The 25995-nt window shown below is 47.1% G+C and carries 22 protein-coding genes; 5 read left to right on the plus strand and 17 right to left on the minus strand.

Translation table 11 applies throughout. The features are described 5' to 3' along the window. Nucleotides 1–30: 30 nt before the first annotated feature. The 8 genes from LOZ80_RS21615 to LOZ80_RS21650 all read right to left on the minus strand — a co-directional run bounded on the left by LOZ80_RS21615 (nucleotide 31) and on the right by LOZ80_RS21650 (nucleotide 10549). Nucleotides 31–1461 (minus strand): PTS mannitol transporter subunit IIBC, encoded by a 1431-nt coding sequence (locus tag LOZ80_RS21615; RefSeq protein ID WP_238166642.1) that lies wholly within the window; start codon nucleotides 1459–1461, stop codon nucleotides 31–33. A gap of 399 nt (nucleotides 1462–1860) precedes the next feature. Then, the gene (locus tag LOZ80_RS21620; RefSeq protein ID WP_238166643.1) at nucleotides 1861–2607 is read right to left on the minus strand and encodes a LutC/YkgG family protein; all 747 of its coding nucleotides are present in this window, start codon (nucleotides 2605–2607) and stop codon (nucleotides 1861–1863) included. Then, entirely contained in the window at nucleotides 2600–4117 is a 1518-nt protein-coding gene (locus tag LOZ80_RS21625) for a LutB/LldF family L-lactate oxidation iron-sulfur protein (protein ID WP_238166644.1), read from the minus strand. Before LOZ80_RS21625 ends, LOZ80_RS21620 begins: the two co-directional genes overlap by 8 nt. After that, nucleotides 4104–4847: a (Fe-S)-binding protein gene (locus LOZ80_RS21630; RefSeq protein ID WP_238166645.1), complete on the minus strand. Its 744-nt coding sequence runs from the start codon at nucleotides 4845–4847 to the stop codon at nucleotides 4104–4106. The genes LOZ80_RS21625 and LOZ80_RS21630 overlap by 14 nt, the downstream gene beginning before the upstream one ends. Nucleotides 4848–4958: 111 nt before the next feature. After that, the gene (locus tag LOZ80_RS21635; protein WP_238166646.1) at nucleotides 4959–5726 is read right to left on the minus strand and encodes a DeoR/GlpR family DNA-binding transcription regulator; all 768 of its coding nucleotides are present in this window, start codon (nucleotides 5724–5726) and stop codon (nucleotides 4959–4961) included. A gap of 9 nt (nucleotides 5727–5735) precedes the next feature. Further along, the gene (gene rhaB / locus LOZ80_RS21640; RefSeq protein ID WP_238173070.1) at nucleotides 5736–7238 is read right to left on the minus strand and encodes a rhamnulokinase; all 1503 of its coding nucleotides are present in this window, start codon (nucleotides 7236–7238) and stop codon (nucleotides 5736–5738) included. Then, nucleotides 7232–8452 carry an L-rhamnose isomerase gene (rhaI, locus tag LOZ80_RS21645; RefSeq protein WP_238166647.1) on the minus strand — a complete coding sequence of 407 codons (1221 nt, stop codon included), beginning with the start codon at nucleotides 8450–8452 and terminating at the stop codon, nucleotides 7232–7234. The genes rhaB and rhaI overlap by 7 nt, the downstream gene beginning before the upstream one ends. Before the next feature lie 27 nt (nucleotides 8453–8479). Further along, on the minus strand, nucleotides 8480–10549 hold the full coding sequence (locus LOZ80_RS21650) for a bifunctional aldolase/short-chain dehydrogenase (RefSeq protein ID WP_238166648.1): 2070 nt from the start codon (nucleotides 10547–10549) through the stop codon (nucleotides 8480–8482). 275 nt (nucleotides 10550–10824) lie between these two features. Here LOZ80_RS21650 and LOZ80_RS21655 point away from each other — a divergent pair, with 275 nt between their 5' ends. The 3 genes from LOZ80_RS21655 to LOZ80_RS21665 are packed head-to-tail and all read left to right on the plus strand — an operon-like array spanning nucleotide 10825 to nucleotide 12216. Then, complete coding sequence (locus LOZ80_RS21655; RefSeq protein ID WP_238166649.1) at nucleotides 10825–11271, plus strand: hypothetical protein; 447 nt, start codon at nucleotides 10825–10827, stop codon at nucleotides 11269–11271. A 1-nt stretch (nucleotide 11272) separates the two neighbouring features. After that, nucleotides 11273–11485 carry a helix-turn-helix transcriptional regulator gene (locus tag LOZ80_RS21660; protein WP_238166650.1) on the plus strand — a complete coding sequence of 71 codons (213 nt, stop codon included), beginning with the start codon at nucleotides 11273–11275 and terminating at the stop codon, nucleotides 11483–11485. Nucleotides 11486–11529: 44 nt separating this feature from the next. After that, complete coding sequence (locus LOZ80_RS21665; protein WP_238166651.1) at nucleotides 11530–12216, plus strand: DUF4386 domain-containing protein; 687 nt, start codon at nucleotides 11530–11532, stop codon at nucleotides 12214–12216. A gap of 73 nt (nucleotides 12217–12289) precedes the next feature. Here LOZ80_RS21665 and LOZ80_RS21670 read toward each other — a convergent pair whose 3' ends face one another. Then, complete coding sequence (locus tag LOZ80_RS21670) at nucleotides 12290–13138, minus strand: DMT family transporter (protein WP_238166652.1); 849 nt, start codon at nucleotides 13136–13138, stop codon at nucleotides 12290–12292. Nucleotides 13139–13269: 131 nt separating this feature from the next. On the opposite strand from LOZ80_RS21670, the gene LOZ80_RS21675 reads away from it, so the two are divergent. Next, the gene (locus LOZ80_RS21675; RefSeq protein ID WP_238166653.1) at nucleotides 13270–14127 is read left to right on the plus strand and encodes a LysR family transcriptional regulator; all 858 of its coding nucleotides are present in this window, start codon (nucleotides 13270–13272) and stop codon (nucleotides 14125–14127) included. A 7-nt stretch (nucleotides 14128–14134) separates the two neighbouring features. On the opposite strand, the gene LOZ80_RS21680 is transcribed toward LOZ80_RS21675, so the two are convergent. The 6 genes from LOZ80_RS21680 to LOZ80_RS21705 all read right to left on the minus strand — a co-directional run bounded on the left by LOZ80_RS21680 (nucleotide 14135) and on the right by LOZ80_RS21705 (nucleotide 22826). Beyond that, nucleotides 14135–15505 (minus strand): allantoinase, encoded by a 1371-nt coding sequence (locus tag LOZ80_RS21680; RefSeq protein WP_238166654.1) that lies wholly within the window; start codon nucleotides 15503–15505, stop codon nucleotides 14135–14137. Between the two features lie 543 nt (nucleotides 15506–16048). Beyond that, nucleotides 16049–19096, minus strand: a complete 3048-nt coding sequence (locus LOZ80_RS21685) for an efflux RND transporter permease subunit (RefSeq protein WP_238166655.1) — start codon at nucleotides 19094–19096, stop codon at nucleotides 16049–16051. A gap of 102 nt (nucleotides 19097–19198) precedes the next feature. Further along, entirely contained in the window at nucleotides 19199–19567 is a 369-nt protein-coding gene (locus LOZ80_RS21690) for a hypothetical protein (RefSeq protein ID WP_238166656.1), read from the minus strand. Between the two features lie 36 nt (nucleotides 19568–19603). Continuing rightward, a complete protein-coding gene (locus LOZ80_RS21695) occupies nucleotides 19604–21160 on the minus strand; it encodes a HAMP domain-containing sensor histidine kinase (RefSeq protein ID WP_238166657.1) in 1557 nt (518 codons plus the stop codon). Further along, nucleotides 21153–21845 (minus strand): response regulator transcription factor, encoded by a 693-nt coding sequence (locus LOZ80_RS21700; protein ID WP_238166658.1) that lies wholly within the window; start codon nucleotides 21843–21845, stop codon nucleotides 21153–21155. Before LOZ80_RS21700 ends, LOZ80_RS21695 begins: the two co-directional genes overlap by 8 nt. Nucleotides 21846–22196: 351 nt before the next feature. Continuing rightward, complete coding sequence (locus LOZ80_RS21705) at nucleotides 22197–22826, minus strand: SLOG family protein (RefSeq protein WP_238166659.1); 630 nt, start codon at nucleotides 22824–22826, stop codon at nucleotides 22197–22199. A 255-nt stretch (nucleotides 22827–23081) separates the two neighbouring features. Here LOZ80_RS21705 and LOZ80_RS21710 point away from each other — a divergent pair, with 255 nt between their 5' ends. Continuing rightward, nucleotides 23082–23519: a methylglyoxal synthase gene (locus tag LOZ80_RS21710; protein ID WP_238166660.1), complete on the plus strand. Its 438-nt coding sequence runs from the start codon at nucleotides 23082–23084 to the stop codon at nucleotides 23517–23519. Between the two features lie 2 nt (nucleotides 23520–23521). Here the strand turns inward: LOZ80_RS21710 and LOZ80_RS21715 are convergent, their stop codons facing one another. Both LOZ80_RS21715 and LOZ80_RS21720 read right to left on the minus strand, forming a co-directional pair. Continuing rightward, nucleotides 23522–24547, minus strand: a complete 1026-nt coding sequence (locus LOZ80_RS21715) for a dienelactone hydrolase family protein (protein WP_238166661.1) — start codon at nucleotides 24545–24547, stop codon at nucleotides 23522–23524. A 17-nt stretch (nucleotides 24548–24564) separates the two neighbouring features. Continuing rightward, nucleotides 24565–25848 (minus strand): Gfo/Idh/MocA family protein, encoded by a 1284-nt coding sequence (locus LOZ80_RS21720; protein WP_238166662.1) that lies wholly within the window; start codon nucleotides 25846–25848, stop codon nucleotides 24565–24567. Nucleotides 25849–25995: the final 147 nt, after the last annotated feature.

The raw sequence follows: 25995 nt of genomic DNA on the forward strand, positions 1-25995 counted from the left end.
CGGCAATCAGCCAGCGTTAAGTTATTCCGTTTAACTCAATCGTTTCACAAGCTCATCGTAAGCCGGACTTTTCATGAAATTCTCAATAGAAATATGTTCGGCTTGCGGAGCTTTGTTCCGCGCTCGATCCGTTAATGATTTATGCGTAATGACGATATCTGCGTCCATTGGAATCTCACTAATTGCTGTATTAATGACTGTGATATCAATAGCTGCCTCTTTCATTTTCTTTCTCAGAATCGAAGCGCCCATGGCACTTGAGCCCATGCCAGCATCGCATGAGAAAACTATTTTCTGCACATGAGCTGTTGGTTTTGTGATCGGAGCAGCCACTTGTTCCGCTGCCGCAGCAGCCGGAGCTTGTTTCATTTCTTTCATTCGTGCAGTAGCTTGATCCAGATCTTCACTCTCGCTTTGCTTGCTTGTTTTGAGCAGCAGAGAACCTACGGCAAAGGAGACAATCGTTGATGTGATCACCCCTGAGAAAATCGGCAGCATGTTCCCCTTGGGAGCCATAGCGATATAAGCGAAAATGCTTCCCGGTGAGGGGGGAGCAACCAGCCCTGCGCCGAACAAGGAGAACGTGAACGTCCCTGTCACACCGCCGGCAATAACAGCCAAGATCAGTCGTGGATTCATCAAAATGTAAGGGAAATAGATTTCATGAATACCGCCAAAGAAGTGAATAATGGCAGAACCCGGTGCCGAAAGTTTCGCCGCGCCGCGGCCAACAAACCAATAAGCAAGCAGAATGCCAAGACCTGGGCCTGGATTAGACTCCAGCATGAACAAGATGGACTTGCCTGTTTTGGATGCTTGATCCAGAGCGATCGGACTTAACACGCCATGATTAATGGCATTGTTCAGGAACAGCACTTTCCCTGGTTCAATCAGTACGTTAGCCAGAGGCAGCAAGCCAGCATTGACAAGCGCTTGCACGCCAGACGCGAGAGCCTTGCTCACCACTTGAACCGCAGGACCAACTACCGTATAGGCTAGAACGGCTAGAATAGCTCCAATGATGCCTGATGAGAAGTTGTTCACGAGCATTTCGAAGCCGGATTTAATTTTGCCTTCAATCGACCTATCGAACTGCTTCAGCACCCATGCGGCGAATGGGCCTACAATCATGGCTCCCATGAACATCGGTATATCCGTACCGATCACGACACCCATCGTCGTGACAGCGCCGATGACGCCGCCGCGCGTACCGTGTATCATCGTTCCTCCCGTATAGCCAATCAGCAGGGGAAGAAGATAAGTAATTGTAGGGCCGACTAGTTTGGCCAAATACTCATTTGGAATCCAGCCTGTCGGAATAAATAAAGCCGTAATGAGTCCCCAAGCAATAAATGCGCCAATGTTCGGCATCACCATACCACTCAAAAAACGACCGAAATTTTGTACCTTCACCCGGAATCCTCCGGAATTTGCTTGCTTCTGCGCAGCAATTGTACTCACTAGGATAACCTCCCTTTGTTTGTTTCATGTTCTTATCGTAAAGCAAAAGCGCTTTCATGTTCAATCAAATCAAAATCCCTTTTCGTCATGAATGATGTTGACATGATTTTAAGCAAGCGAGGGATCGACGTTCCGCCGGCATGCGAAATTACCCGATAAGTGCACTACACTATGGTGCTCGAGGAAGAACAAGCAAGCTAAATGTGCTTATTTTACGTATTGAAACACGAAATAGAAAAAGAAGCTGACTCAAAAAGGTTACAAACCTAGAGAGCAGCCTCTATATTGTTTCGATTTGGAGCGAAATTTAACAGGAATTTCGATTTTCCATGTAGTGCAATATTGAAAGCAAGAGGCTGCCTTAAGTCAATGAATTGACTTTTGGGACAGCCTCATGAATTATTCAATAATTAGGGCATACACAATACCAGGTCCATGCACGCCGATCGTCAAATCATTCTCGATATCAGCCGAACGGCTCGGTCCTGAGATGAAGTGAATGCCCGCCGGCCTGTCTTTACGCGCAAGGCCGTCAAACGGGCGAAGCACTTCGCCCAGCTTCGTCCGCAAGCGATCCACAGGGATGATCGCAATGAAGGTCGTCGGCAGCAAGCTGACGCTTCGGCCTCGCGTGGCATCGGATGTGACTACGAGCGACCCCGTGTAGGCCACAGCATGCTCGACAGCCACGATGCCGATGTCAGCGCCAGCCGCCTTCGCGACCAGCTCATCCTTGGAAGCAGCATCGATGCCGCCGGCATTCCAGACGGTGATGTCCGTCTCTGTTTCCGCGGCAAGTCCAGCGCGCAGCTCTGCCAGCTCCGCTTGATCTTGGATGATCAGATGCTTTGCCTGCGTCTTGCCGATGAAATCGGCAATGAACGCTTGCGCTTCTGTCATCCCTTGGAGGCGCTGCGTATGGCCGCCCGCCTTCTGCCAGTTCGACATGAACAGCTGGGTGCGCTGCTCCAGCGGAAGATCCACCTGCTCCCAGAATGCAGGAGCCCCTTTCATGCTGTGCGTGGGAGCGCTCTGCATAGGCTTGGATCTCCCCAGCCTTGCAGCAATATTGGCAAAGAAGGCCTCTTGATCCTTGAGGGCTTCCTGATGCAGATTTTGGAGAAAAGCTGGATCTGATTTAGCCATGATGATGTCCTCCTCCGCCTTCTTTGCGATCTGCGACCAGCTTCTCCATCCGAGCCTTCATCGCGGCATCCAGTTCAGGGAAAGTTCCTTCAAGCCCTTGCTCGATGTCCTTCCACGATTCACGGAACGTCTTCTTCGCTATGCTTGGCGCAAATCGATGCGAGTTCCATCCCTTAAGCGGTCCTACTTTCGCTTTAATATGACCGTCGCGAACGAGCAGCTTTTGTCCGATGCGGCCAACTTGGATCAAAGCCTTCACACGCTTGGCATCGGACATCAAGAAATTAAACCCTTTCATACCCAGCTTCTCGCCTAAATCCGTCGAACCTCGTTCGACCTTGCGTTGACGCAAATAGACAAGCATATCATGCAGCGGAATTTTCACCGGACAAGCCTCATAGCAAGCCCCGCACAAACTCGATGCGCTGGCGATGTCGTCCCACTGGTCCACATTTTTATTCAAAGCTGGCGTCAATACAGCACCAATCGGCCCACTATACACGCCGCCATAAGCATGGCCGCCAATATGGCGATACACCGGGCATGCGTTGAGGCACGCGCCACAGCGAATACAGTTCAGCAATTCCTGGAACTGCGGATCTCCGAGCTGCAAGGAACGACCATTATCCAAAATAATGATGTGCATTTCCTCCGCCCCATCGCCATCCTGCTCCCGCTGCGGACCGGAAATCACGGACATATAGACGGTCAGTTTCTGACCTGTCGCTGAACGAGGCAGCAGAGTTGCCATCACTTCGAGATCGTCCAGGGTTGGAATAATTCGTTCCATCCCCATGAACGTAATTTGTGTCTTGGGAATCGTGCTGACCATCCGGGCATTTCCTTCATTTTCAAATAGAACAATGGAACCTGTCTCGGCAATGGCAAAATTGCAGCCCGTCATCCCAATATCGGCTTCCAGAAATTTCTCGCGTAATTTCCTCCGCACATACCCAGCCAAAATACCGGTATCTGGCTCAAGCTTCTCGCCGGCATCTTCGGAAAGCAAATCGGCAATCTGATACCGATTCTTGTGAATCGCCGGAATAATGATGTGCGATGGCGTTTCTCCAGCAAGTTGAATAATATATTCGCCCAGATCCGTTTCGATCGCTTCAACCCCGATGGATTCCAGCGCATGGTTGATATGCAATTCCTCCGAAACCATGGACTTGGATTTCACGACGCTTTTAGCTTTCTTATGCTCGGCAATTTGCATCGTCAAGCGAACCGCATCCGCTGCATCTGCCGCAAAGTGGACATGCACGCCTTGCGCTCTGGCATTTTCCACAAATTTGCCCAAATAGTAGTCTAAGTGTGCGATGGTATGGAGACGAATTTCGCGCCCTCGTTCACGCCACTCTTCCCAGTTTCCAATCTCTTCAGCCGCAGCAAGCTTGCCGTTCTTCAAGCGTTCCGTCGTGAACTTAACCGCATTTCGTAGAAAATCATTGTTCAAGGCTACCTTGGATCTTTCCTTGACGGTACCGCTTGCTTTATGCTCGCTCATGGGCCAACTTCACTCCCTCAGCCAATAATTCAGCCAGATGCATCACCTTTACAGGTGTCCCGCGGTAGGATAAATTACCGGCAATATTCATCAAGCAGCCCATGTCGAGTCCAACTAGCACTTCGGCATCGGTTTCGAGCACATGGTCGGATTTCTCAGCAACCATCGCCCCGGAAATATCGCACATTTTCACCGCAAAAGTACCCCCGAATCCGCAGCAATCCTCGGCGTGAGGGAGTGGAACTAGTTCCATTCCACGGATATTTTGCATCAACTGCATCGGTTCCGCTTTGACCCCGAGCAGTCTGCTGCCATGGCAGGACGGATGATACGTCACTTTGTGCGGGAACACAGCACCCAAATCTGTAACGCCCATGACTTGCACAAGAAACTGTGTAAACTCATACGTTTTCTCTACGAGTCGGTTAGCTTTGGCTAGATGGATAGGATCATTTTCAAAAAGCTTAGGATAATAATGATGGATCATACTTGTACAGGAACCCGAAGGAGATATGACAAAATCACTATCATCAAACGCTTCAAGCAGCGTTAAAGCCGCCCCCTTGGCCTCATCCCAGTATCCGCTATTGAAGGCCGGTTGACCGCAGCAAGTTTGCTTGGCAGGAAAGTCCAGCTTAACGCCATATTTGGCAAGCAACTGCACGATAGACTCGCCAACCTTTGGATACACAAGATCGCTCAAGCACGTTATGAACATAGATACTTTCATGATTGCAGCTAACTCCCTTCCTTAATTGTCCCCACCAAAGATGTGATTGGCTATACAAAAAACCATCCTCAGTACGCAAGAAACATACTGGTGATGGAAGGAACAATAGTTTTAACCTTTATCTAATTGAAGCACGTTCACACCAATCTCGCGGATCCGATTCACATCTTCCTTATTGGTTTGTCCATCTGTGATGACATGCTTGATCTCAGGCCAACCTGCCACTTGCGTCAAAGATTGCATCCCGAATTTACTATGATCCGCCAGCAGATAGGTTTCGTCAGCTATGCTGATCATTTTGCGCTTGATAAGCGCCTGCAATTCATTGGATTCACTGATTCCACGCTGGATGTGCACCCCTTTGCAGGACAGAAAACATTTATGAACATGGTACATATCCAGTGATCTTTCAGCTAGTGGTCCTACGTAAGACAACGATTTGGGCGAGAGGAGTCCGCCTGTGGAAATGACCTGAATCTTCTCCTTGGCGCTTACTTCCAAAGCCACTTTCATCGAATTCGTAATGATCGTCAGCGACATATCCGGAATCAATCTAGCCATGTACCAAGCCGTTGTACTAGCATCCAGAATGATGCGGTCATGCTCGCGAATATAGGATACCGCTTCCCTCGCAATGCTGATCTTGAAGTCGGCATAAGCCGTTTCCCGCTCCATAAAAGGGACCTCGGTCTGCGCTTCCTTCACACTGACAGCACCGCCGTGGCTGCGCATTAGCTTGCCTTCGCTTTCAAGCCGATCCAGATCACGCCGTATCGTTTCTTCCGTTACTTGGCAGAGTTCGCTGAGCTCTGTAACACGAATACTGCCTCTTTCATTCACTGCCTGAACGATTCTCTGCCATCTTTCCGCTACCAGCATCGTTTTCCCTCATTTCACCGTCGATCGGGACGCCACCTGTTCAAATATTGCATACGCTTCCTGCCAACCCGCGCTCCCCTGTGGGGTATACGTTTTGACCGGGAACGAATTCCGAATCAGCTTCCTGGCTTCGCGCAAATCCGCGATATACCCTAGTGCTATCCATTGTACTACAAGGTTTCCCAAGGCACTACCCTCAACAGGTCCAGCCCAAACCTCACGCTGAATCGCACTCGCCGTGAATTGACAAAGCAGTTCATTCTGGATGCCGCCGCCTACAATGTGCATTCCTTGATACGCTTTGCCTGAAAGCAGCTCCGTTCGCTCAAGAATAAAGCGGTATTTCATGGCCAGACTTTCCAAAATACAACGAACGATTTCACCCTCTGTTTGGGGGACAGTCTGATTCGTATCGCGGCAATATTGCTGAATTTGCTTGGGCATGTGCGCAGGATTCAAGAACATATCATCATCCGGATCAATGAAGAATTGGAAAGGCTTCACAGGTTCGGCCAACTTGACCAGTTCAGCAAAACTGATATTTCTACCCTCTTTGTCCCACGTTCGCTTGCATTCTTGAATGAGCCAAAGCCCCATGATGTTCTTGAGCAAACGATTCGTGCCATACACGCCGCCTTCATTCGTGAAATTCCAAGCTTGCGCTTGTTCACTAAGAACTGGAGCGTCAGTTTCCGTTCCCAGGAGGGACCAAGTGCCGCAGCTGAGGAAAGCAAAATCTTCATCCAACGCTGGAACAGCAACAACGGCGGAAGCGGTATCATGCTCACCCACGGCGATAACTGGAATTGAAGCCACATCAAGCTCTTCGCAAATGTCTGGAGTCAAAGCACCGACCCGCGTTCCTGAAGCAACGGGCTGCAGCAAAATTTCTCCCTGCAAGCCTAATTGCTCCAAAAGTTCCGTGTCCCACGCCTTAGTCGTTGCATTCAGCAGCTGAGTTGTCGACGCATTGGTAAATTCGCTATGTTTCTCACCGGTCAGGAAATATCGGAGCAAGTCCGGTATCATCAAAAAGGTTTCTGCCCGCTTCAGAAGCTCAGGATTTCTTTGTTGGATAGCGATTAATTGAAAAATAGAGTTGAATTGCAGGAACTGAAGTCCTGTTTTGGCATACAGGTTTTCACGGCCGATCGCTGCAATCACCTTGTCCATGACGGTATCCGTTTGGTGGTCCCTATAATGATACGGATTTCCAAGGAGTTCGCCATTTGCCGCAAGCAGCCCGAAATCTACCGCCCAGGAATCAATCGCCAAACTCTCAATATCCGTATAACCAAGATGCTTCGTTTGTAAAATACCTTGTTTCAATTCATGAAACAATCTCAGAATGTCCCAATGAAGGCGGTCGCCCACCTTCACTGGATCATTGGAGAAGCGATGAACTTCCTCGATCGTAATCCAGCCCGCTTCAGAATCAAGGCGTCCGACGATCGCTCTGCCGCTGCTTGCTCCCAAATCAAAAGCCAGAACGCTCGAAAAGTTACTCACCAGCTGGCACCGCCCTTGCCTCTTGCGTTAATGCTCTCATCGTAGCCGCTTTCCAAATAAGCTTTCATTGGATCAACCGGCACGCCGATTTCTTCACGAACCGCATGCAGCAGTGGGGTTACGTCGAATTCGAATGCTTTGCGAACCGCGTCTTCAGCGCCTAGAACGTCTTGACGTTCTTGAGCATCTCTCACTTCATCCAGGTTGATCAGCAATGCTTTGGCATATTGCGTTTGAACGTTAAGCACGGAACGCAGCATCGCTGGAATTTTACGCTCGATATTGTGGCTTTGGTCGATCATATAAGCAATATTGTCAGAAGCCTGACGAATTTGCGGGTTTTTATCGTTCGCTGCATCGATGATTTGGTAGAAAATCAAGAACAATTCATACGGATTTACAGAACCGACGATCAAATCATCGTCCCCGTATTTCCGGGAGTTGAAGTGGAAGCCGCCAAGTTTATTTTCGTCCAACAAGTACGTCACGATATGCTCAATGTTCGTTCCTTGCGGGTGATGCCCAGTGTCTACAAGCACTTCAGCTTGCGGACCCAATTTATTCGCCAAATTGAACGCCATTCCCCAGTCAGCCAAATCTGTGTGATAAAAAGCAGGCTCATAGAATTTGTATTCGATCAGCATTCTCATGCTTGGCGTCATCGCCTCGTACATTTCCTTAAGCGCTTCGTACATCCAAGTTTTGCGGGCACGAATGTCTACTTGACCTGGATAGTTCGAGCCATCCGCGAACCAGAGGCTGAATACATCAGAGCCAACCGTCTTCGCGATATCTACACACTCCAGCAAATGATCCGTCGCTTTGCGGCGAATCGCTGCATTGGAGTTCGTTACGCTGCCGAAGATATAGTCATCTTCTTGGAACAGGTTCGGGTTCACCGCACCGATGGATACACCGAGATCAGCCGCGTGCTGCTTAAGCTTCGCATAGTCATCCACTTTGTCCCAAGGGATGTGGATCGCAACCGACGGGCAAGCACCCGTCAATTTGTGAACTTGCGCAGCATCCTCGAATTTCTCGAAAGGATTGCGCGGCACGCCATTTTGCTTGTACACCTTGAAGCGTGTGCCTGAATCGCCGTAACCCCACGAAGGGGTTTCGACTTTCAGTGCTTTGATTTTAGCTTTAACCGCAGCCAAATCAATACCTCTATTTGCTTGCTGCTCCTCAAACCATGCATATGCTTTATCGCTCATCGAATTCGTATCCTCCTATTAGGTGAATTAACGTGTGAAGGCTGCTGGAACGCCGCCGTCAACTGTGATCATGCAGCCAGTCGTTTTCTCTGCTTTGGAAGAGGAGAAATACACGATGGCTTCTGCAACGTCTTTCGGGAAAATGTTAACAAGCAGAGTCGTTCTTTTGCGGTAGTGCTCTTCCAACTGATCCGGTTCAATCCCATAAGCTGCTGCACGCTCATTGCGCCAGCCGGAATTCCAGATTGCTGATCCTTGGAGAATCGCATCTGGCAATACGGAGTTCACGCGAATGCCGAATTCGCCGCCTTCAGCTGCGATACAGCGCGCCAAGTGAATCTCAGCTGCCTTAGCCGTCGAGTAAGCTGAAGCATTCTTGCCGGCAAATACCGAGTTCTTGGAACCGACGAATACCATGCTGCCGCCGATGCTTTGTTTTTTCATAATTTTAAATGCTTCTCTAGCTACCAAAAAGTAACCCGTGGAAAGCACGTTCATATTCAAGTTCCACTCTTTAAGCGATGTTTCATCAAAAGGACTCGAAGTCGCGAGACCCGCATTATTCACGATAATGTCGATTCCGCCGTAGCTCAAGATCACTTCGCGGTAAGCTGCTTCTACTTCTTCTTCTTTCGTTACGTCCATTTTAACGGCAATGGCTCTGTTTTCGCCATATTGTTCGTTCAGTTCAGCGGCAAGTTTCTGTGCGCCTTCTAGGTTAAGGTCGGCCAGAACAACATGCGCACCGTCTCTGAGGAATTGACGAGCCGTTACGCTTCCGATTCCGCCTGCTCCGCCCGTGATGAAAGCAATTTTACGGGAGAATTCCGCTTCCGCAGGAGCGAGTGTCAATTTGTAAAGCTCAAGAGGCCAGTACTCTACATTGTAAGACTCATTTTCGCTTAAAGATACGAACGTTCCGAGCGCTGTAGCGCCTCTCATAACGGAAATCGCACGGTGGTAAAGCGCACCGCTAACCTGCGCCATCGCCCAGCTCTTGCCTGTGTTAATCATTCCGATACCCGGAATCAAAATAACGCGCGGAGCCGTTTCGAAAATCACGTCGCCTTCATTTTTGTTGCGATCGAAGTAAGCTTGGTATTCTTCTTTATATGCTGCAATCCCTGCATTCAAAGCTTCAATCAAGGAAGCTGCATCGCGGGAATTTGGATTCCAATCAATGTATAATGGCTTCATTTTGGTATGAACCAAGTGATCCGGGCAAGCCGCGCCAACTTGGGAAAGAACGCCTGCATCTTTGCTGTTGACGAATTTCAAAACATCATCTGCACTGTCCGTTGTCAGAATCATTTTCTTCTCTTGACTTACTGCTCCGCGTGCGATTGGCAGCACTTGCGCCAAAATGTCTTCGCGGTCGGATACCGAAAGAGATTCATATTTCGCTCCGCCGTATAGGTTGTCTTCATTAACGCGTGCTTCGATGAAGCTTTCTGCTTCTTGAATGATAGCCAGCGTCTTGAGGTAGCTCTCTTCAGACGTTTCGCCCCAAGTTACAAGACCATGCTTCTCCATCAAAACAAGTTCAGCTTTCGGATTGTTTCTGACGCCTTCGGCGATCATTTTGGAAAGTGTGAAACCAGGACGTACATAAGGAACCCATACGAAACGGTCGCCGTAAATTTCTTTGGCTAGCTCACGGCCATTGTGAGCGCAGCATAGACCGATAATCGCATCCGGATGCGTGTGATCCACGTGTTTGAATGGCAGAAAAGCATGTAAAAGCGTCTCAATAGAAGCACGCGGGTGTTTGCTGTCGATCATACAGTTCACAAGGTAAGCAACCATTTCGGCATCTGGCATTTCGTCTTTTTCGAACAAAGGACGGATGTCTTCCATACGAAGACCTGTGAAATTCTTTGCTTTCATTGTCGCAAGGTCGGAACCGCTTCCTTTTACCCACATGACTTCTACATCGCGACCGCGGAAATCCTTCTCAATCGTTTTGTAAGAAGTGTTCCCACCGCCCCAGTTAGCAACTGCGCGATCTGTCCCCAACAAATTGGAACGATAAACCAGTTCCTCTACCCCTTTTGAGACAGCATTCGCTTTTGAAGCTTCCCACAAATTCGCAACCATAAGTATCCTCCTAATGTTTACTTCCCATGAGTAAGTGTTTGTTTTTGATGGATTCATCATATCATATCTTTGTTTATTTTTGAATAATTATTTTATTTTTGTTTTAGTTTGAATAAATACAGATAAACGAAGGGGTCAGCAGCACAGCTTAAATGGATTATTAATTTAAATTCGTTTTACATGTATAAAATATTTGACATGTAGTAATGAATTGTTTACACTGTGTATATAATAACTGACTACAAGTAAAGATAGTCAGACAGGAGGAAAGGAAAATGTCCTTTCAAGAAAAAAAGAATATTGTCTATTTGATTAGTAATGTACTCATTTCTATGCTTTATGGAATCTATGTCTTCCAAAGGTACCAAGAAGCAGCCGTAGATTCGACGGTCACCTTCAAATTCTGGGGGGTTATGATTCTAACCCTAATTCCAATTGCGATTGTATCCAGGATCATTATTCATATTGTATTTAGCATCATCCATACAATAGCAACGAAAGAAAAAGAACCCTCTTTCTCTGATGAGCTTGACAAATTAATTGAATTAAAAGCAATAAGAAACTCGCATTATGTGTTTGCTATTGGATTTGCTTTATCGATGGTACCGCTTGCCATGGATATGTCGCCTTCCGTGATGTTCGTTATGCTATTACTATCAGGGTTTGTGTCAGAGGTAGTTGGAACTGGTACGCAACTCTACCTATATCGGAAAGGAGTCTAAGATGGGGAAAAGTCTTGTCAGCAACAACATTCGAAAATTACGTTTTAACCATGACGAAATGACCCAACAGCAATTAGCTGATAAGGTAGGGGTAACTCGGCAAACCATCGTAGCCATCGAGAATGAGAAATACTCGCCTACGCTGGAATTGGCTTTTCGCATCGCTCGTGTATTTGACTTACCGTTAGAGGAGATTTTCTCTTTCCAGGGATAAATGCTCAACCTTTGCGGCAAATTCCATTAAAAAGGAGACAACAAATGACCGCCAACAGAAAGTCAGCTTTTATTGTGGGGGTACTATTTATCCTTGCGACAGTTACGTCGATCATCGGTCTTATTCTGTACGACCCCATTCTCAATGGGCCCAATTCCCTTGTCACAGGCTCCGAACATGCAAACCAAGTGATTCTCGGAGCTCTTCTGGAGCTAATTCTTGCCTGCTCCGTTGTTGGCACTTCGATTACTCTGTTTCCATTCTTAAAAAAGCAAAATGAAAGCCTTGCTCTTGGTTATGTTTGCTTCAGGCTCCTTGAAGCGGCCATCATTATTGTTGGTGTTATCAGCGTGCTCTCCCTCTTGACATTAAGTCAGGAATTCGTAAAAATATCCACTCCGAATACGGCCTCTTTTCAAACTTCAGGTATCTTGCTCAAAGCTGTACATGACTGGACTTTCATGCTAGGACCCAATTTCATGCTTGCGGTTAATACGATGATGTGCAGCTACCTACTCTACAAATCCAAACTTGTTCCCCGTTTTATTTCTATCATGGGCCTTGCCGGAGCAACCCTCATTTTCATAGCAACCTTATTAGAAATGTTTGGCATCATTCTTCAACTTTCAACATGGGGAGCTATTTTGGCTGTACCGGTATTCGCTTATGAAATGATTTTGGCCGTGTGGCTTATCGTCAAAGGATTTAACTCAACTAGCCACGCATCATAGAGACCTTATTCAGCTCAAGCCGTATTGAAAAAAGCCGCTAAACACTCGGGGAACCTTGTGTCTGGCGGCTTATTCATTTCCCCTCCCAATTGACCAAAAAGATACCCAGGCAGATAAAAGCTCCGCCCGCCGAAACATACCAAGCGATTTGCTCGCCAAGCAGCAGCCAACTGGAAAGGACGCCAAACAACGGAACAAGAAACAAAAAGGCGCTCGTTTTGGCCGGATCCCCGTTCTTAAGCAAGTAAAACCACAGGGAAAATTGCACGATGGAACCCATAATAACCAGCCATAGCATGACTAACACAGAGGCTCCTGTAAACGTAAAGTAGGCATGTTCCGTAAACGCGCTTAATAGAAGTAACACAATTCCCCCAGCCAACATTTGATAAGCTGCCAGGACCGTCATGTCAAACTCAGCACCCCAGCGTTTGATAAGGAGCGTAGCTGCAGCGAAGCAAACCGCACCTGCGAAGCCGATGAAGGTGCCGATTTGGAAGTTCATTTGGAGCCCAAAGGTCATCGCGACCCCAACAAAACCAATGGCAACACCTAGCCATTGACGGCCACGGTACTTGGCTCCAGTCAATAAAGTTCCGAGAACAATGACGATCAGCGGGTTCGTGCAAGTAATAATGGAAGATTCACTTGAGGTGATCCAATGCATGCTGTAGTAGGCACACCCCATGACACCCGCAGATTGAAAAATGCCGATTATGGCTGATTTCAACCACTGTCTGCCACCACGCGGGCGTGGTTTTTTGGCAACTAACAGAGCCAGCAAGCCTCCTGCGAACACAAAGCGGATTCCCATCAGAAAGAAAGGTGTCGCGTACAACATGCCGATTTTCCCTACCGGAAATGCAACTCCCATTACAAAAGTGGTAACCAGAATAAGGCAAATATATTTGAATTTATTCATCGAGAAAACCCTCCATTTACTAACAGTACGCTAATTGTAAGGGAGGGCTTCTATTATGTATAATGATTGTTAATGATATTAGGTATCAGAATGAATGATAGCAAGAAATATACCTACAAGGGGGTTGCGAGATGGAAAGTCCAGATTTGCGCGTATTTCAAATGGTCGCCCGTGAAGGCTCCGTCACCAAGGCCGCTCAGCGGCTCGGTTATGTGCAATCCAACATTACAGCTCGAATCAGACAGCTTGAATCGGAACTGCAAACCGTGCTTTTTTACCGGCATAACCGTGGTATGTCATTAACTTCAAGCGGCAAAACATTGCTAGCCTATGCAGATAAAATCGTCGGCTTACTGGATGAAGCGTTCCTCGCCTTCTCATCTTCCGGGGAACCTAGCGGCCCGCTCCTGATTGGATCTACGCAAACTGCCGCAGCTGTTCGACTGCCTAAACTGCTTGCTTGCTACTATGAGCAGCATTCGAATGTTCAGCTCTCTCTAACTACAGGCCACTCGCAATTTTTAATCGAAAAAGTGCTTCATTACGAGTTGGACGGCGCATTCATTGGCTGCTCGTGCACGCATCCCGAACTGGTATCCATTCCTGCCTTCCAAGAGGAATTAGTCATTGCAGCTGGCCCTAATGTGGCCAATCTGGCAGAAGCTTTGGCGAAGCCCATCCTTGTTTTCAGCTCAGGCTGTTCCTATCGGGATGTGTTGGAAGGGTGGCTTCAATCCATCGGCAAGATGCAACCCACCTTGATGGAGTTCGGGATGTTAGAAGCCATTATTGGCGGCATATCTGCGGGACTCGGCATTTCCCTTATGCCCAAAGCAGTCGTTCATAAGCATGAGGCGGACGGTTTGATCCGTACTTTTGAAATACCTGATCACTATCGTCACATCCATACGGAATTCATTACCCGCAAAGATGCCTTCGTGAGCAGCTCGCTCAGCACCTTCATGGCCATGCTGCCTGAATCAAGATGAGCCTCAACTAGCTAATTCCGCTCAGCCAACTTCCCCTCTTCACCGGCTGTACGCCGCTTGATTGCTCATACACAAGATTCCCATTGCTCCATGTGGCTGCGACTTTGCAGGAGAAGGTCTTCCCCACATAGGGGCTTTGCTTATGCCGATCAAGCAGCTGCTCCTCCGTCAATTCATAAGCCTTATTCAGTTGAATCATGACGAGATCGGCATCAGCCCCGATACGAATTTCACCCTTTCGCGGATGCAGCCCAAAGCGTTTGGCTGGTGCGCAGGACAGCATGGCGGTCAGTTGTGTTAGCGGGATATTCCGCTTAAGATGACCTTCGTCCAGCATCAGTTCCAGTGAGCTTTGCGCCCCGGCTATGCCGCCCCAGGCTTCAAAATAGTTGTCTAATAATTTCAAATCTCCCGGACAGGGAGAATGATCCGACGATATCATATCAATGTAGCCCAGCCGCAGTACATGCCAGAGCATATCCTGTTCTTCTTTGCTCCGCAGCGGAGGCGCACATTTGGCTTTGGGACCAATCCGTTCCAAATCATCCTCAGTTAACGTCAAATAGTGCGGGCACGTTTCCACAGTTACATTAACGCCTCTTTCCTTGGCTTTTGCTATGACCATGACCGCTGCCGGACTGCTAATATGAACGAAATGCAAAGGGCACCCCGTCTGCTCGGCATAAAACAAAGCACGATTTACAGCCTCTAACTCCGCCAGGATCGGTCTTGAAGAGGAGTAATCCTTGGCGGAAACAGCTCCTTCTACTTGGCGAATTCTTCCTAATTGCGAGACGAGCGATTCGCTTTCGGCATGGATAGCAAGCACACGATTCAGGCGGGCAATCCGCTTCATCCCTTCCCACAAGGTGAGATCATCCACCTCGCGGAATGCGTCCTCCCCCGGGTCGCCAGGTGAGGACATGAACGCTTTGAACCCGATAACCCCTGCTTCATTCAGGGCTTCCAGATCATCCACATTGCCTGGAACGAGGCCGCCCCATAACGCATAGTCCACGTGTGACTGCGCCTCCGCTGTTGCTAACTTCATCTGCATGGCCGCAAGCGTAACGGTTGGCGGAACGCCATTTAGAGGCATATCCAAATAGGTCGTACATCCTCCCGCCGCCAAAGCTGCCGAGCCCGTAGCGAAACCCTCCCAATCCCCAAGTCCCGGTTCATTCAGATGAACATGAACATCTATCATCCCTGCCATCATCGTCATGCCTCGCGCATCCACAATCGTCTCGGCATCCTCTCCAATCTGTTCACCCAATGCTACGATCTTCCCGCTCTTAACACCTATATCCAGCACGCGAACTTCATCTCTGAGAACGATGGAGCCGCCGCGAATGATCAAGTCCAAGTGGTTAGCCATTCCGATCCCCCCTGTTGTTTGTAACCTGATCGTAATGTCCACGCGTCATTAGCGTCAATATTTCTAACACAAACAAGCACATTATTGTTTATCGAGCTAAATTTTCACCATTAATTTGGATTGAGGAACAAAAAAATCTCACATATATTGAATTCCCTCAAATAAACGTCATGTTATATGACATTGATTTTAACATACATAATTCTTGCACAGTTTCGCGGAAGCTTCCGAATTGTATGGATCGAAGAATGCCCATAGCGCAAAGGGAACTAGGATCCGCTATAATGCTGAATCTAGCCAAATTCCACTCCAAAAGGAACTACGTTCCGCTATTTCACCATTTTCCGCTCGGAATCAGCATGTTCCGCTTAAATAGCATACCTCAGTTCCCTTTCATGCTGCTTTTACTCCAGTTCCCACCAATTAGCGGATCATAGTTCCTTTTCAATCATTCCGAACATATAAATCCCACGAGGTAAAAGCTTCGCTTCCCCCAACAAAAAAACTGCCAGTAAACACCCTGACAGTCCTTTCCACAACCAACTATGAAGTCTTTTGCCATCCCATCTTGCGACGTATTTTAATGGAATAAATCCATTCATACATAATAGGGACAACGACAAGCGTGAGCAGTGTCGAGGTGCTTAAGCCCCCAATAACTACGACGGCCAAACCTTTCGAGACGATCGTCCCCTTCGATAGACCTAGAGCCAATGGCATCAAAGCCATAATGGTCGCCCCTGCGGTCATAATAATCGGCCTCAAGCGTGTCATCCCCGCTTCAATCAACGATTGGCGCAGCGGATACCCCTGCTGAGCCAGTTGCTGGACCCTGTCGATGAGAACTATGGCATTCGTCACAACTATGCCGATTAGCATTAGAAATCCGATCAAGGAAGTAACGTTGAGTGATTCCCCGGTAACGAAGAGGCCTAATACCCCCCCGATTGCAGCTAGCGGCAAGCAGAACAGAATTGCAAATGGTGCTCTCGCATTCCCAAATGCGAGCACCATGACCAGATACACGATAAAAATCGATGCTCCCATGGCCATGAACATTTCCATGAAACTTTTATTAATATCACCCGATACTCCCTTCACTTCGCGGCTTACGCCCGCGGGCAACTCAATTTTGGCAAGCTCCGTCGATATTCTTTTACTAATTCCGCCTTTATCGGCACTGTCGATTTGAGCTGTCACCGTAAGCACCTGAGCCTGCATCTCCCGACTAATAGAGACCGGCGCGTTGATTTGCTTAATTTGGGCAATCTCAATGATTTGCACACGCTTGCCATTGGCTGACTTAAGCATATAGCTGCCTAGCTTATCCATCGAATCTTTGTATTTATTATCGAGCATCACCTTGGTCGCATAAGTGATGTGATTAAATGTGAGATCACCCAGCTTTTCTTCTTTGATCCAACTGTTCACGTTCTCTAGAACTTGGGCCGCTGTGAAGCCGTACAACATCGCCTTGCCTTCATCAACGGTAATTTCGACTTCTGTTTTCGTTTCGCTTAAGCTGTTTTTAATCTCAGCAAGCTCTGGAAACTCTCTCAGTTTATTTTCAATCTGCCGAGCAGCCTGCTGCAAATACAGCTGATCATCTCCTGTTAATAAGTAGGAGAAGTCTACACCGCTTCCCGTGCCAGGTCCAAAACTAAATACTTTACCGTTCACTTTGGCATCTTTGGGAAGCAGTTCAGCAATTTTTTCCTTATATTGTTTAAAAGCCATTTTAGCATCTTCTTGCGTACTCGATTCTGTGTAAATATCGGCCCAATCAGCCCCCATGATCGATTCGTTGTAGCTAAAGACGGACTGGCCCGAGGCGCTCTTGGCATTTTTCAACAACGTTTCGATGTCTTTGGACTGGGCATTCATCATTTCGAGCGATGTGCCGCGAGGCATCTGAATCGTAAAAACCATTTGCCTCTCCGACGCGTTGGCCGGCATAAACGATGTTGCCAGATGCGGCACCGTAAGCACAATGGAAAGCACAAACAAAACCGCTGCAAACGACAACGTCTTTATGCGGTTAGTTAAAGACCACTCTAACATTTTTTGATAGCGAAGCATGAACAAAGTCGCTTGCTTCTCATTCTGAGGCGGAATGCTATTTCCTTTAAGCACCATCAGCTTCGCCAGCATCGGAATGACCGTTAGGGCAACGAGCAGCGAAGACAGAAGCGCACAAATCAAAGTCAATGCAAACGGACGGAATACTTCGCCGACAGTGCCGCTTACGAATCCAATCGGCGCGAAAACACCAACAGTTGTAAGGGTTGACGAAGTAATCGCCGAGGCAACTTGCTGCGTAGCCAGCTTGATAACCGATTCGCTGCGTTCCTGCGCCTTCTGAATCTGGCTGTATATATTTTCAATAACGACAATGCTGTCATCAACGACCCGTCCAATGGCAATCGCCATCCCCCCGAGCGTCATAATGTTCAATGAAATGCCGAGCGGGTTCATAACTAGCAGCGTAATCAGAATTGAAAGCGGAATTGAGACCAATACAATGAGGGTCATTCTCACATTCCGCAAAAAGATCAGGATCATCAGTGAAGCGAGAAGCGCCCCTAACCCGCCTTCTTGTACCATCCCGTGAATAGATTCCTTCACAGACGTCGCTCCATTCAGCACAAGATGAAACTTCACTCCTTTCAATGACTTTTGCCAGGATGCTATTTGTTTATCCACTTCTCCAGCGAATTCTACTGTATTCGCATCCTTCGTCTTGTATAGCAGCACAGTGATCGCCGGTTTGTCATCTAGTCTGGCTGTATTGGCGGACTCGCTGATCGCTTCCACTTTCGCGATTTGCTTAAGCAGAAGCATCTCGCCTTCAGGTGTTCTTATTTTCATATTATCCAGACTATAAATAGAATCCAGCTGTCCTTTTACCCTAAGCATCTGATGATTGCCGTTAAAATCAACCGTGCCAGCCGGACTGGACACGAGCGCTCCTTGAATAAAGCGGGATACCTCCGGCGGCGTAAGGCCGTATCGGTTCATTGCAGCACCGTCCAGCTTAATTGTAAGCACGGCTTCCCGATTGCCAAATGAATCTACATGGTCAATACCTTTAATCCCCTCTAATCCAGGTAAAATCATATCTTTGAAAGCTTGATCGAGCTCCGTTTGATTCGTTCCTTCTTCTGCATAAAGCGCCAAATGATAGATTGGTTCGGAAGCGAAGCCCGCCGTTAATACCTTAGGCTTCTCAGAGCCCTGCGGAAGCCGCACATTTGCAATCAAGCTTTCCACATCTTTTTTAACATCCTCTGGTTTCTTGCCTTGTTCTAGTCGGATAACAATTTGCGAGTAATTATCCTGCGAACTGGAGCTTATATTCAAAAGCCCTTGCATTCCTGCCACTGATTTCTCCAACGGTTTGGTAACCAACTCCATGACATCTTTAGGCGGAGCTGTATAATCAGTCGAAATAATAACAATCGGATAGGTAATATCCGGCATACTCTCTACCTTCAAGTTTGTCGCAGCGTAGCATCCCCCAGCAATCAGCAGCCATATCACAATACATACAGCCGCAACATTTTTCATGGAAAACTCCGTTAACTTCGTCAATTTTTCTACTCCTCCCTGCACTGGACACCTAAAAAATGGCATGACAATAAAGCCGATTCTACCTTAGGGGCAATAATCGGCTGTGTGTGCATATACGTGATGCTAAGCTTTTTTCACTACAGGTATCGTGTCCTCCTTGCCATTCCATTTGATATGAAGCTTAAAGCTATCTTCCTCAACAAAAGGCGTTTCTACGGTTGACTTTCCGGTTATTTTCAAATTTTTCGAGCTCGATTCGCTAGTGCCGCTTTGATTAAAATTTCCACTATCCATAAAAGAGTAACTGACATTTTTGACAGACTGACCGTCTTTGCCAATATACGTGATCGCATATTCTTTGACATGATCGGATGGATTTACCGAACACGCCACCCGCCATTCTTCCGTTTTCCCGGTAAATTCGATAGGTTTCGAGCACCCTATTAGCCCTAGCAAGCTTACTAACATCAAGCATACAATCCATCGTTTCATAGCAAAACCCCTTTCATCTTCCTTTTCCTAATTCCATCAAATAAGCTTTAATTTCACAAAAAAATGAATCTGCCCGCCGCTTTGCTCGGCCCAAATGGCGCCTTCGTGCGACTCTACAATACTTTTGGCGATGGCGAGCCCTAGGCCCGACCCTCCCGTATTAGAAGAACGCGAAGCGTCGACCCGATAGAACCGATCAAATAATTGATGCAAGGCGTCATCACTAAGCAATTCTGCTTTATTGCTGACTTGCAGGGTGACATACCGATAATCATGGCGCAAACTGACAGTAATTGCTCCCGGCTTCAAGCTGTACTTCAGTGAATTTCCCAGCAGATTCTCGAAGACGCGAATCATCTTATCCACGTCGATGCGAACCAATAGCTTCTCCTTCGGGATTGTGCGAATAATCGTAAGTTGCTGTTCCTCAGCCGGTGTGACAAACTCCTCAAGTAATTGGTCTAACAGTTCGTTGATCACAACACCTTCTCGGTAAAGAGGCTCATCGCGATTGGACAACTTCGTGTACTCGAACAAGTCATCAATGAGCAGCTTCAACTTTTCGGATTTATGATAAGCAATACTAACATAGCCAGACGCCTGCTCAGGTGTCTCGTAGCCCTTATCATGCAGCAGTCGCAAATAACCCATGATGAGCGTCAGAGGCGTGCGTAAATCATGAGAAACATTCGTAATCAGCTCGCGCTTCAAACGTTCGCTCCTTCTTTCCTCTTCAATCCTTTTCTGCAAATCCTCTACCATGAAGTTCAGATCCCGTGCTAGGGAACCAAGCTCATCTTGACTGCGTTCAACGACACGGTAATCCAAATTCCCCGTTGCAATGATGCGCAGACCACCAGCCAATTCCTCAATATGGCGCATTTTCTTTTGTGTCATGAAGTAGAACAGCAGGATAAAAACAGCCACAGCGCTCAACAAGGACAGCGGGCTCTCACCCTTCTGATACGTAATGTGCGGTTCCGGGATGCCGGAGACAATCAGATATGATTTTTGTCCCATATAGTTGACAGGGTAAAAACTGGAAAATTCTTTCCGGCCATAATCCTGGTCCGTCCGGGCATTCATCGCGTTGCCTATCACATTGTGAATTTCGACATTCGTTTCCGCAGCGTTCTGGCTTCGATAGACGACTCGGCCTTCCAGATCCGTTATGAGAACCTTGAACTTCTGATCATTCATTCGGTTTACATGATTTTCGAAAAATTCCGGCCTCCCGCCCGAATTTCCGCCACCGGACAGATCTCGTTGACTTTGGAGGGATGTTAGTTCATTAACCAGGCTGCGGGCTTCGCTATCTATTCGTTCAATTCCGTACTTATAGTCAATAACAGCCGCCCGCCGCATTTCTCCGAATAGATTAGAACAAATGCCATAAGTCATCGATCCTGCCAACAAACAGATGACAAAGGTTAGCATCAACTGCATCCGTACGCTCCGATTCACATGACCTATGCTAATCTTATACAGCGTCCGAAGCAAAATAATCAGCTTTCGAAGCAGGGTAAAAGGGAAAATGCTAAATGGGAATCGGTTCAGTCTAGAGTAAGGATCGATATCGTATCGTTTATTCAACTTTGTAGCCAACCCCCCAAACTGTTTTTATAAATCTCGGGCTTCTTGGATTTGTTTCAATTTTTTCACGAATTTTGCGGATATGGACCATGACCGTATTGTCGGAGTCATAATAGGCTTCCTTCCAAATGGTTTCGTACAATTTTTCTGAGCTCCACACCATCCCGCGGTTACGGACAAGCAATTCAAGAATGGCGAATTCTCTTGGGGTTAGCTTAATTTCTTTGCCTTCCAGCTTGACTTCGTGCGTCTGTGTATTGATCGTCAGATCATCCACTTCAAGCTCGTGGTCCTTGTTCACATGGGGCACATTAAGCCTTGTGTAACGGCGCAGCTGCGATTTAATTCGCGCGATAAGCTCCAAGGGGTTAAATGGTTTGCTCATGTAATCGTCAGCGCCTGAGCTTAAGCCCCAGATTTTATCCATATCCTGACTCTTGGCAGAGAGCATGATGATCGGCATATTTTTTTGCTCGCGGATTTTAAAGCAAGCCTCGATCCCATCCATTTTCGGCATCATGATATCGAGGACGATCAGATCTACCTCTTCCTTCTGAAGTACCTGCAGGGCTTCCATGCCATCGGACGCCCGAAGCAACTGATACCCTTCATTTTTCAAATAAATCGCCAGCATATCTATGATTTCTTTCTCGTCGTCGACAAGGAGTATTGTAGTTTGTGCCATTCCGGGTCCCCTCCTTTACATGTGTAAGTATGAAGTAGTTTTAAGCCCATGTACTGCGCTTTGCTGATATCCATAAACGTATCAAGTTGGTCTGGCAAATACAACCAAAATGTTGATAGCTATCATGAGACTTAGTATAGACGCTGAATCTTAACAGATTGTGGGGACAATTCTTAAGATTATCTTAACGTACCCGTCATGAGAAAACCTCTATCGAGGCCATTCGAGGATGAGCGACCGCGTTTAGAGGTAGGTTTTATCGCCAAATAGAAAGACGTTTTCGGAACCGAAAACGTATACTTTCTATTGTGGAAAAAAAGCCAAGTCCGCATCGGACCTGGCTTCCCCTTTTTAGATTTCCTCGAAATCTTTATTATCCTTATACGTATCTAGATCTTCCCATTGATCTCCGCTCAAGTCTTCTTCGCCGTGCTGCTCCCCTTGCTCGTCTTCTGCTATATTTTGCAAATCATACGCATTGATGGTCAAGATCGGATAAGCGTGGTTGGCTGCCAATTGCGCAGCTTGCTGTTTCATGAATCTAGGAGAGCCTTCTGTCTCTTCATCATAGACAAGCAGGATGCCATCCGAGTTGCGAAGCAGGAACTTGTCGCGTTCCTTAAACTGCCAAGGACCTTCATATTTGGTCTTCGTTATGCTGTTCACATAATTAGCACGCTCTATCACACTCGTATAACAATTCTTCTTATCGTCGCTCCATTTCTCTTCCTGCTCCACAAAAGGCGTAATGATCGCTAATTTCAGCTCCGGGCATGTACTCGCTCTAAGCTCAAGCACCGCCTCGGCCGCCCACAACTCTACACCCCAACCCCCACTGACGACGACCCATTCCAAACCTTCCTCAACTAGAGCAATCAGCTTTTTCTGGATCGCTTTTTTTATAATCGGAATTCCCGGATGCTTTAATGAAAAAATACCCAATTCTGATGCTTTGTACCCTGTAATCAAAATTCGTTTCAAAAAATGACCACCGCCTTGTTGACACTTCTTACAGATTAACATAGTTAGCTCCCTATAGAAAGGAAGGAAACAAGCTGCAAACTGCTTGATTAGCTCATTCGGTGTAATATTAATGTTCGAAAACATGACACATTATATGCATATTGATCAAAATAACCAAAATAATGATTGAATTAATTTATAATTTAGGATAATCTGAATTCAACAACAATTGTATGTCAGATAATATAACACAATAATAGGGGTGGAGAGTAAATGAATATCGCATTGGTCGCTCATGACATTCACAAAAACTTAATCGTAGACTTCGTTATCGCTTACAAACATATCTTCCAGAAGCATACGCTTTTTGCAACAGGAACGACAGGGAAAAGAATAAGTGAGGCTGCCAAACTAGAGGTGACCCGTTTGCGTTCAGGTCCGCTTGGTGGAGATCAACAAATCGGAGCTATGATTGCGATGGATGATATTGATTTATTGATCTTTTTTCGCGATCCGCTGTCAGCGCTCGGCCACGAACCGGATATTTCTGCTTTGCTTCGCCTATGTGATGTTCAGCGGATTCCTCTGGCTACGAATGTTGCGACGGCAGAAATGCTGATTCGCGCAATGGAAAGCGGATTTCTCTCCTGGCGTGAAGAAATCCGCAAGTACGACACCTTGAAACTAAACGGAACAGACAACAGCATTTAACCTCATAACTGTACAAGTGCCTCAACCAACCAAGGATAAGCCCGGCTCCCGTCCACTTCATGAACCCCATCATAGAGATGAACATGCAATCGGTCTTCCACACCACTCTGTATATACAGTTTCCTTAAATACGCAACAGCAACCTCTACCGTTTCTACAGGAAAAATGGGATCTTGTTTGCCAGATGCGATAAACAAGGGGCGAGGAGCTATCAAACCAATTAATTCAGGCAGCTCCGCGTATGTTAGCACGCCCGGCAAATAATTGTCGATGCAATGGCGAATAGGCATGATGCTGCCTTTGAATGTATTGGTAAAGGCGCACAGAACCGTCGCTTTCACCCGCTCATCGATAGCTGCTGTATAAGCAGCGATAAGCCCGCCTCCCGAGAAACCAAAGCAGCCGATGCTACTGCTGTCCACATCATCCCGAAACAACACGTAGTCGAGCGCTCGCCTCGCTTCCTGAACGCGCAATGCCGCTAACGATATCCCGTATAAAAGCAAATGTGATGCTAGGGTTTGGCAGGAGGAATTCCCTACTTTTCCGTCCTTCTGATCCTCAGCTAGCCTTCGATCCCCGAAGCCTATAATCTCAGGAGCAATCACGATGAAGCCGCGCCTAACGAGTTCCAGCGCATAATTGTCGTGAATGTCCGGCTCACCAGAATGCTCAGTCCCATCCGCATTCAATCCTACGATCTGCCTGCTCCCGAACCCATGACCATGCAGAGCTAGTACAGCAGCTCTCTTTTCTTTCAAACCTCGTGGAATCAATACATAAGCAGGTACTCGGAAGCCCATGTATGTACCAATTTCAATTCGCTCGCGAATATGATCACTGAGCTCTGTACGTTCAAGAAGGACAGGATGTAGATCATCCTGTCCTTCTCGAAGCGTCAGCGAGCCAGTCAATTTCTCCTTTAACCGCAGCTTATACGAAGCAGCCGTTTCATGTTCTTGCTTTTGAAGCCGCTTGTCGGCATAAGTGTTATAAAGGTTCTCCATGATAGCATCCGGATTCCACATGCCGCTCGCCCCTTGTATTAGAAAGTGACCAATTTGTCTACAGCAACAGGCTGTCCCGTCCGCAATGAAATGTTCCCGGCTATGCCGGTCAGAATGGACATCGCTCCATCCACATGGGAAGCTGCTCTGGCAAAGCGGTCGTCGGATGCCTTATCAAAGATATCACGCAGCAAGATCGGATCACCGCCGCCATGTCCTCCAGCAAGCTCTTCAATTTCCACTTCATAAGGGGCCGCGAACATCGGGAACACCTTGATTGATTTGGCCTTTAATGCGCCTTCGTCCGCTTTGTCCCCACCGGAATTCACGTATGATTTCTCAACTACCCGCAATTCAATACGGCCCTTGCTGCCATTGATCATAACATTGAAGCCTTCCCATGGCATGTAGGCATTCAGTGAATAAGTGAGAATGGCTTTATTTTTGTAGCGCACCATAACCCCCATCGTGTCTTCAATGCTAATCCCATCGCCGAAAACGCTTTGATCGCGTTGATAGCCGTCTTCGTGTTCCGCATCCAAATACATCCCTTTTAGATGCTTATTCGTATCCAAATGCAGCGCAAACGGATCATCCTTGGCATTCTCGTTCCCCGTAGCTCGTTGATAGAACTTCGTTTCACCGCGTTTTTCTGCATTTTCTCGGCCATAGAACATGAGGCCGCCCATCGCAAATACCGTGTCAGGAGTCGTGCCGAGCCAGAAGTTAACGAGATCGAAATGATGCGTAGACTTGTGTACCAGCAGCCCGCCGCCATTGCGCTTATCACGGTGCCATCTGCGGAAATAATCAGCGCCATGCTCGGTATTCAAAAGCCATTCAAAATGTACCGAATGTACATCCCCAATGGTTCCATCCATAATCAGCTCGCGAATTTTGGTATTATGCGGAGCATAACGGTAATTGAACGTCACGCGAAGCTGGCGTCCCGTACGTTTAATGGCATCGAGAATTTCTTGACATTTCTCTTCATCCACCGTCATCGGTTTTTCAGAGATCACATCACAACCAAGCTCCATCGCTTTGATAATGTAAGTATGATGTGTCCGGTCTACCGATGTCACAATGACATAATCAGGTTTTTCGTTGCGAATCATTTCCTCGAATTGATCTGCTTTATAGGTTGGTACCGCATTGTACTCATATTTATCAACCAGTAGTTGGTTGGTATAATTCATTCTCGTTTGGTTCATATCGCAAATCGCAACCAATTCGGACGTTTCTTGAAAATCCTTCACAATCGCCCCATAGAAAAATTCTGCTCTTCCACCTGTGCCGACTACTGCGTAACGTTTTTTCATTCCGTTTGTACCCCTCTCGAATATGGATATGTCTTACTTCAAGATTAATACAATATTTGCTGTGTTTCTAATCAAATATTACCTTTATAGTTTCTTTCCTTGCATATCTTGCTATAATAAAAAGATCCTATTTGATTAAGACAAGAG

Source organism: Paenibacillus sp. HWE-109 (assembly GCF_022163125.1).
Taxonomy (GTDB): domain Bacteria; phylum Bacillota; class Bacilli; order Paenibacillales; family NBRC-103111; genus Paenibacillus_E.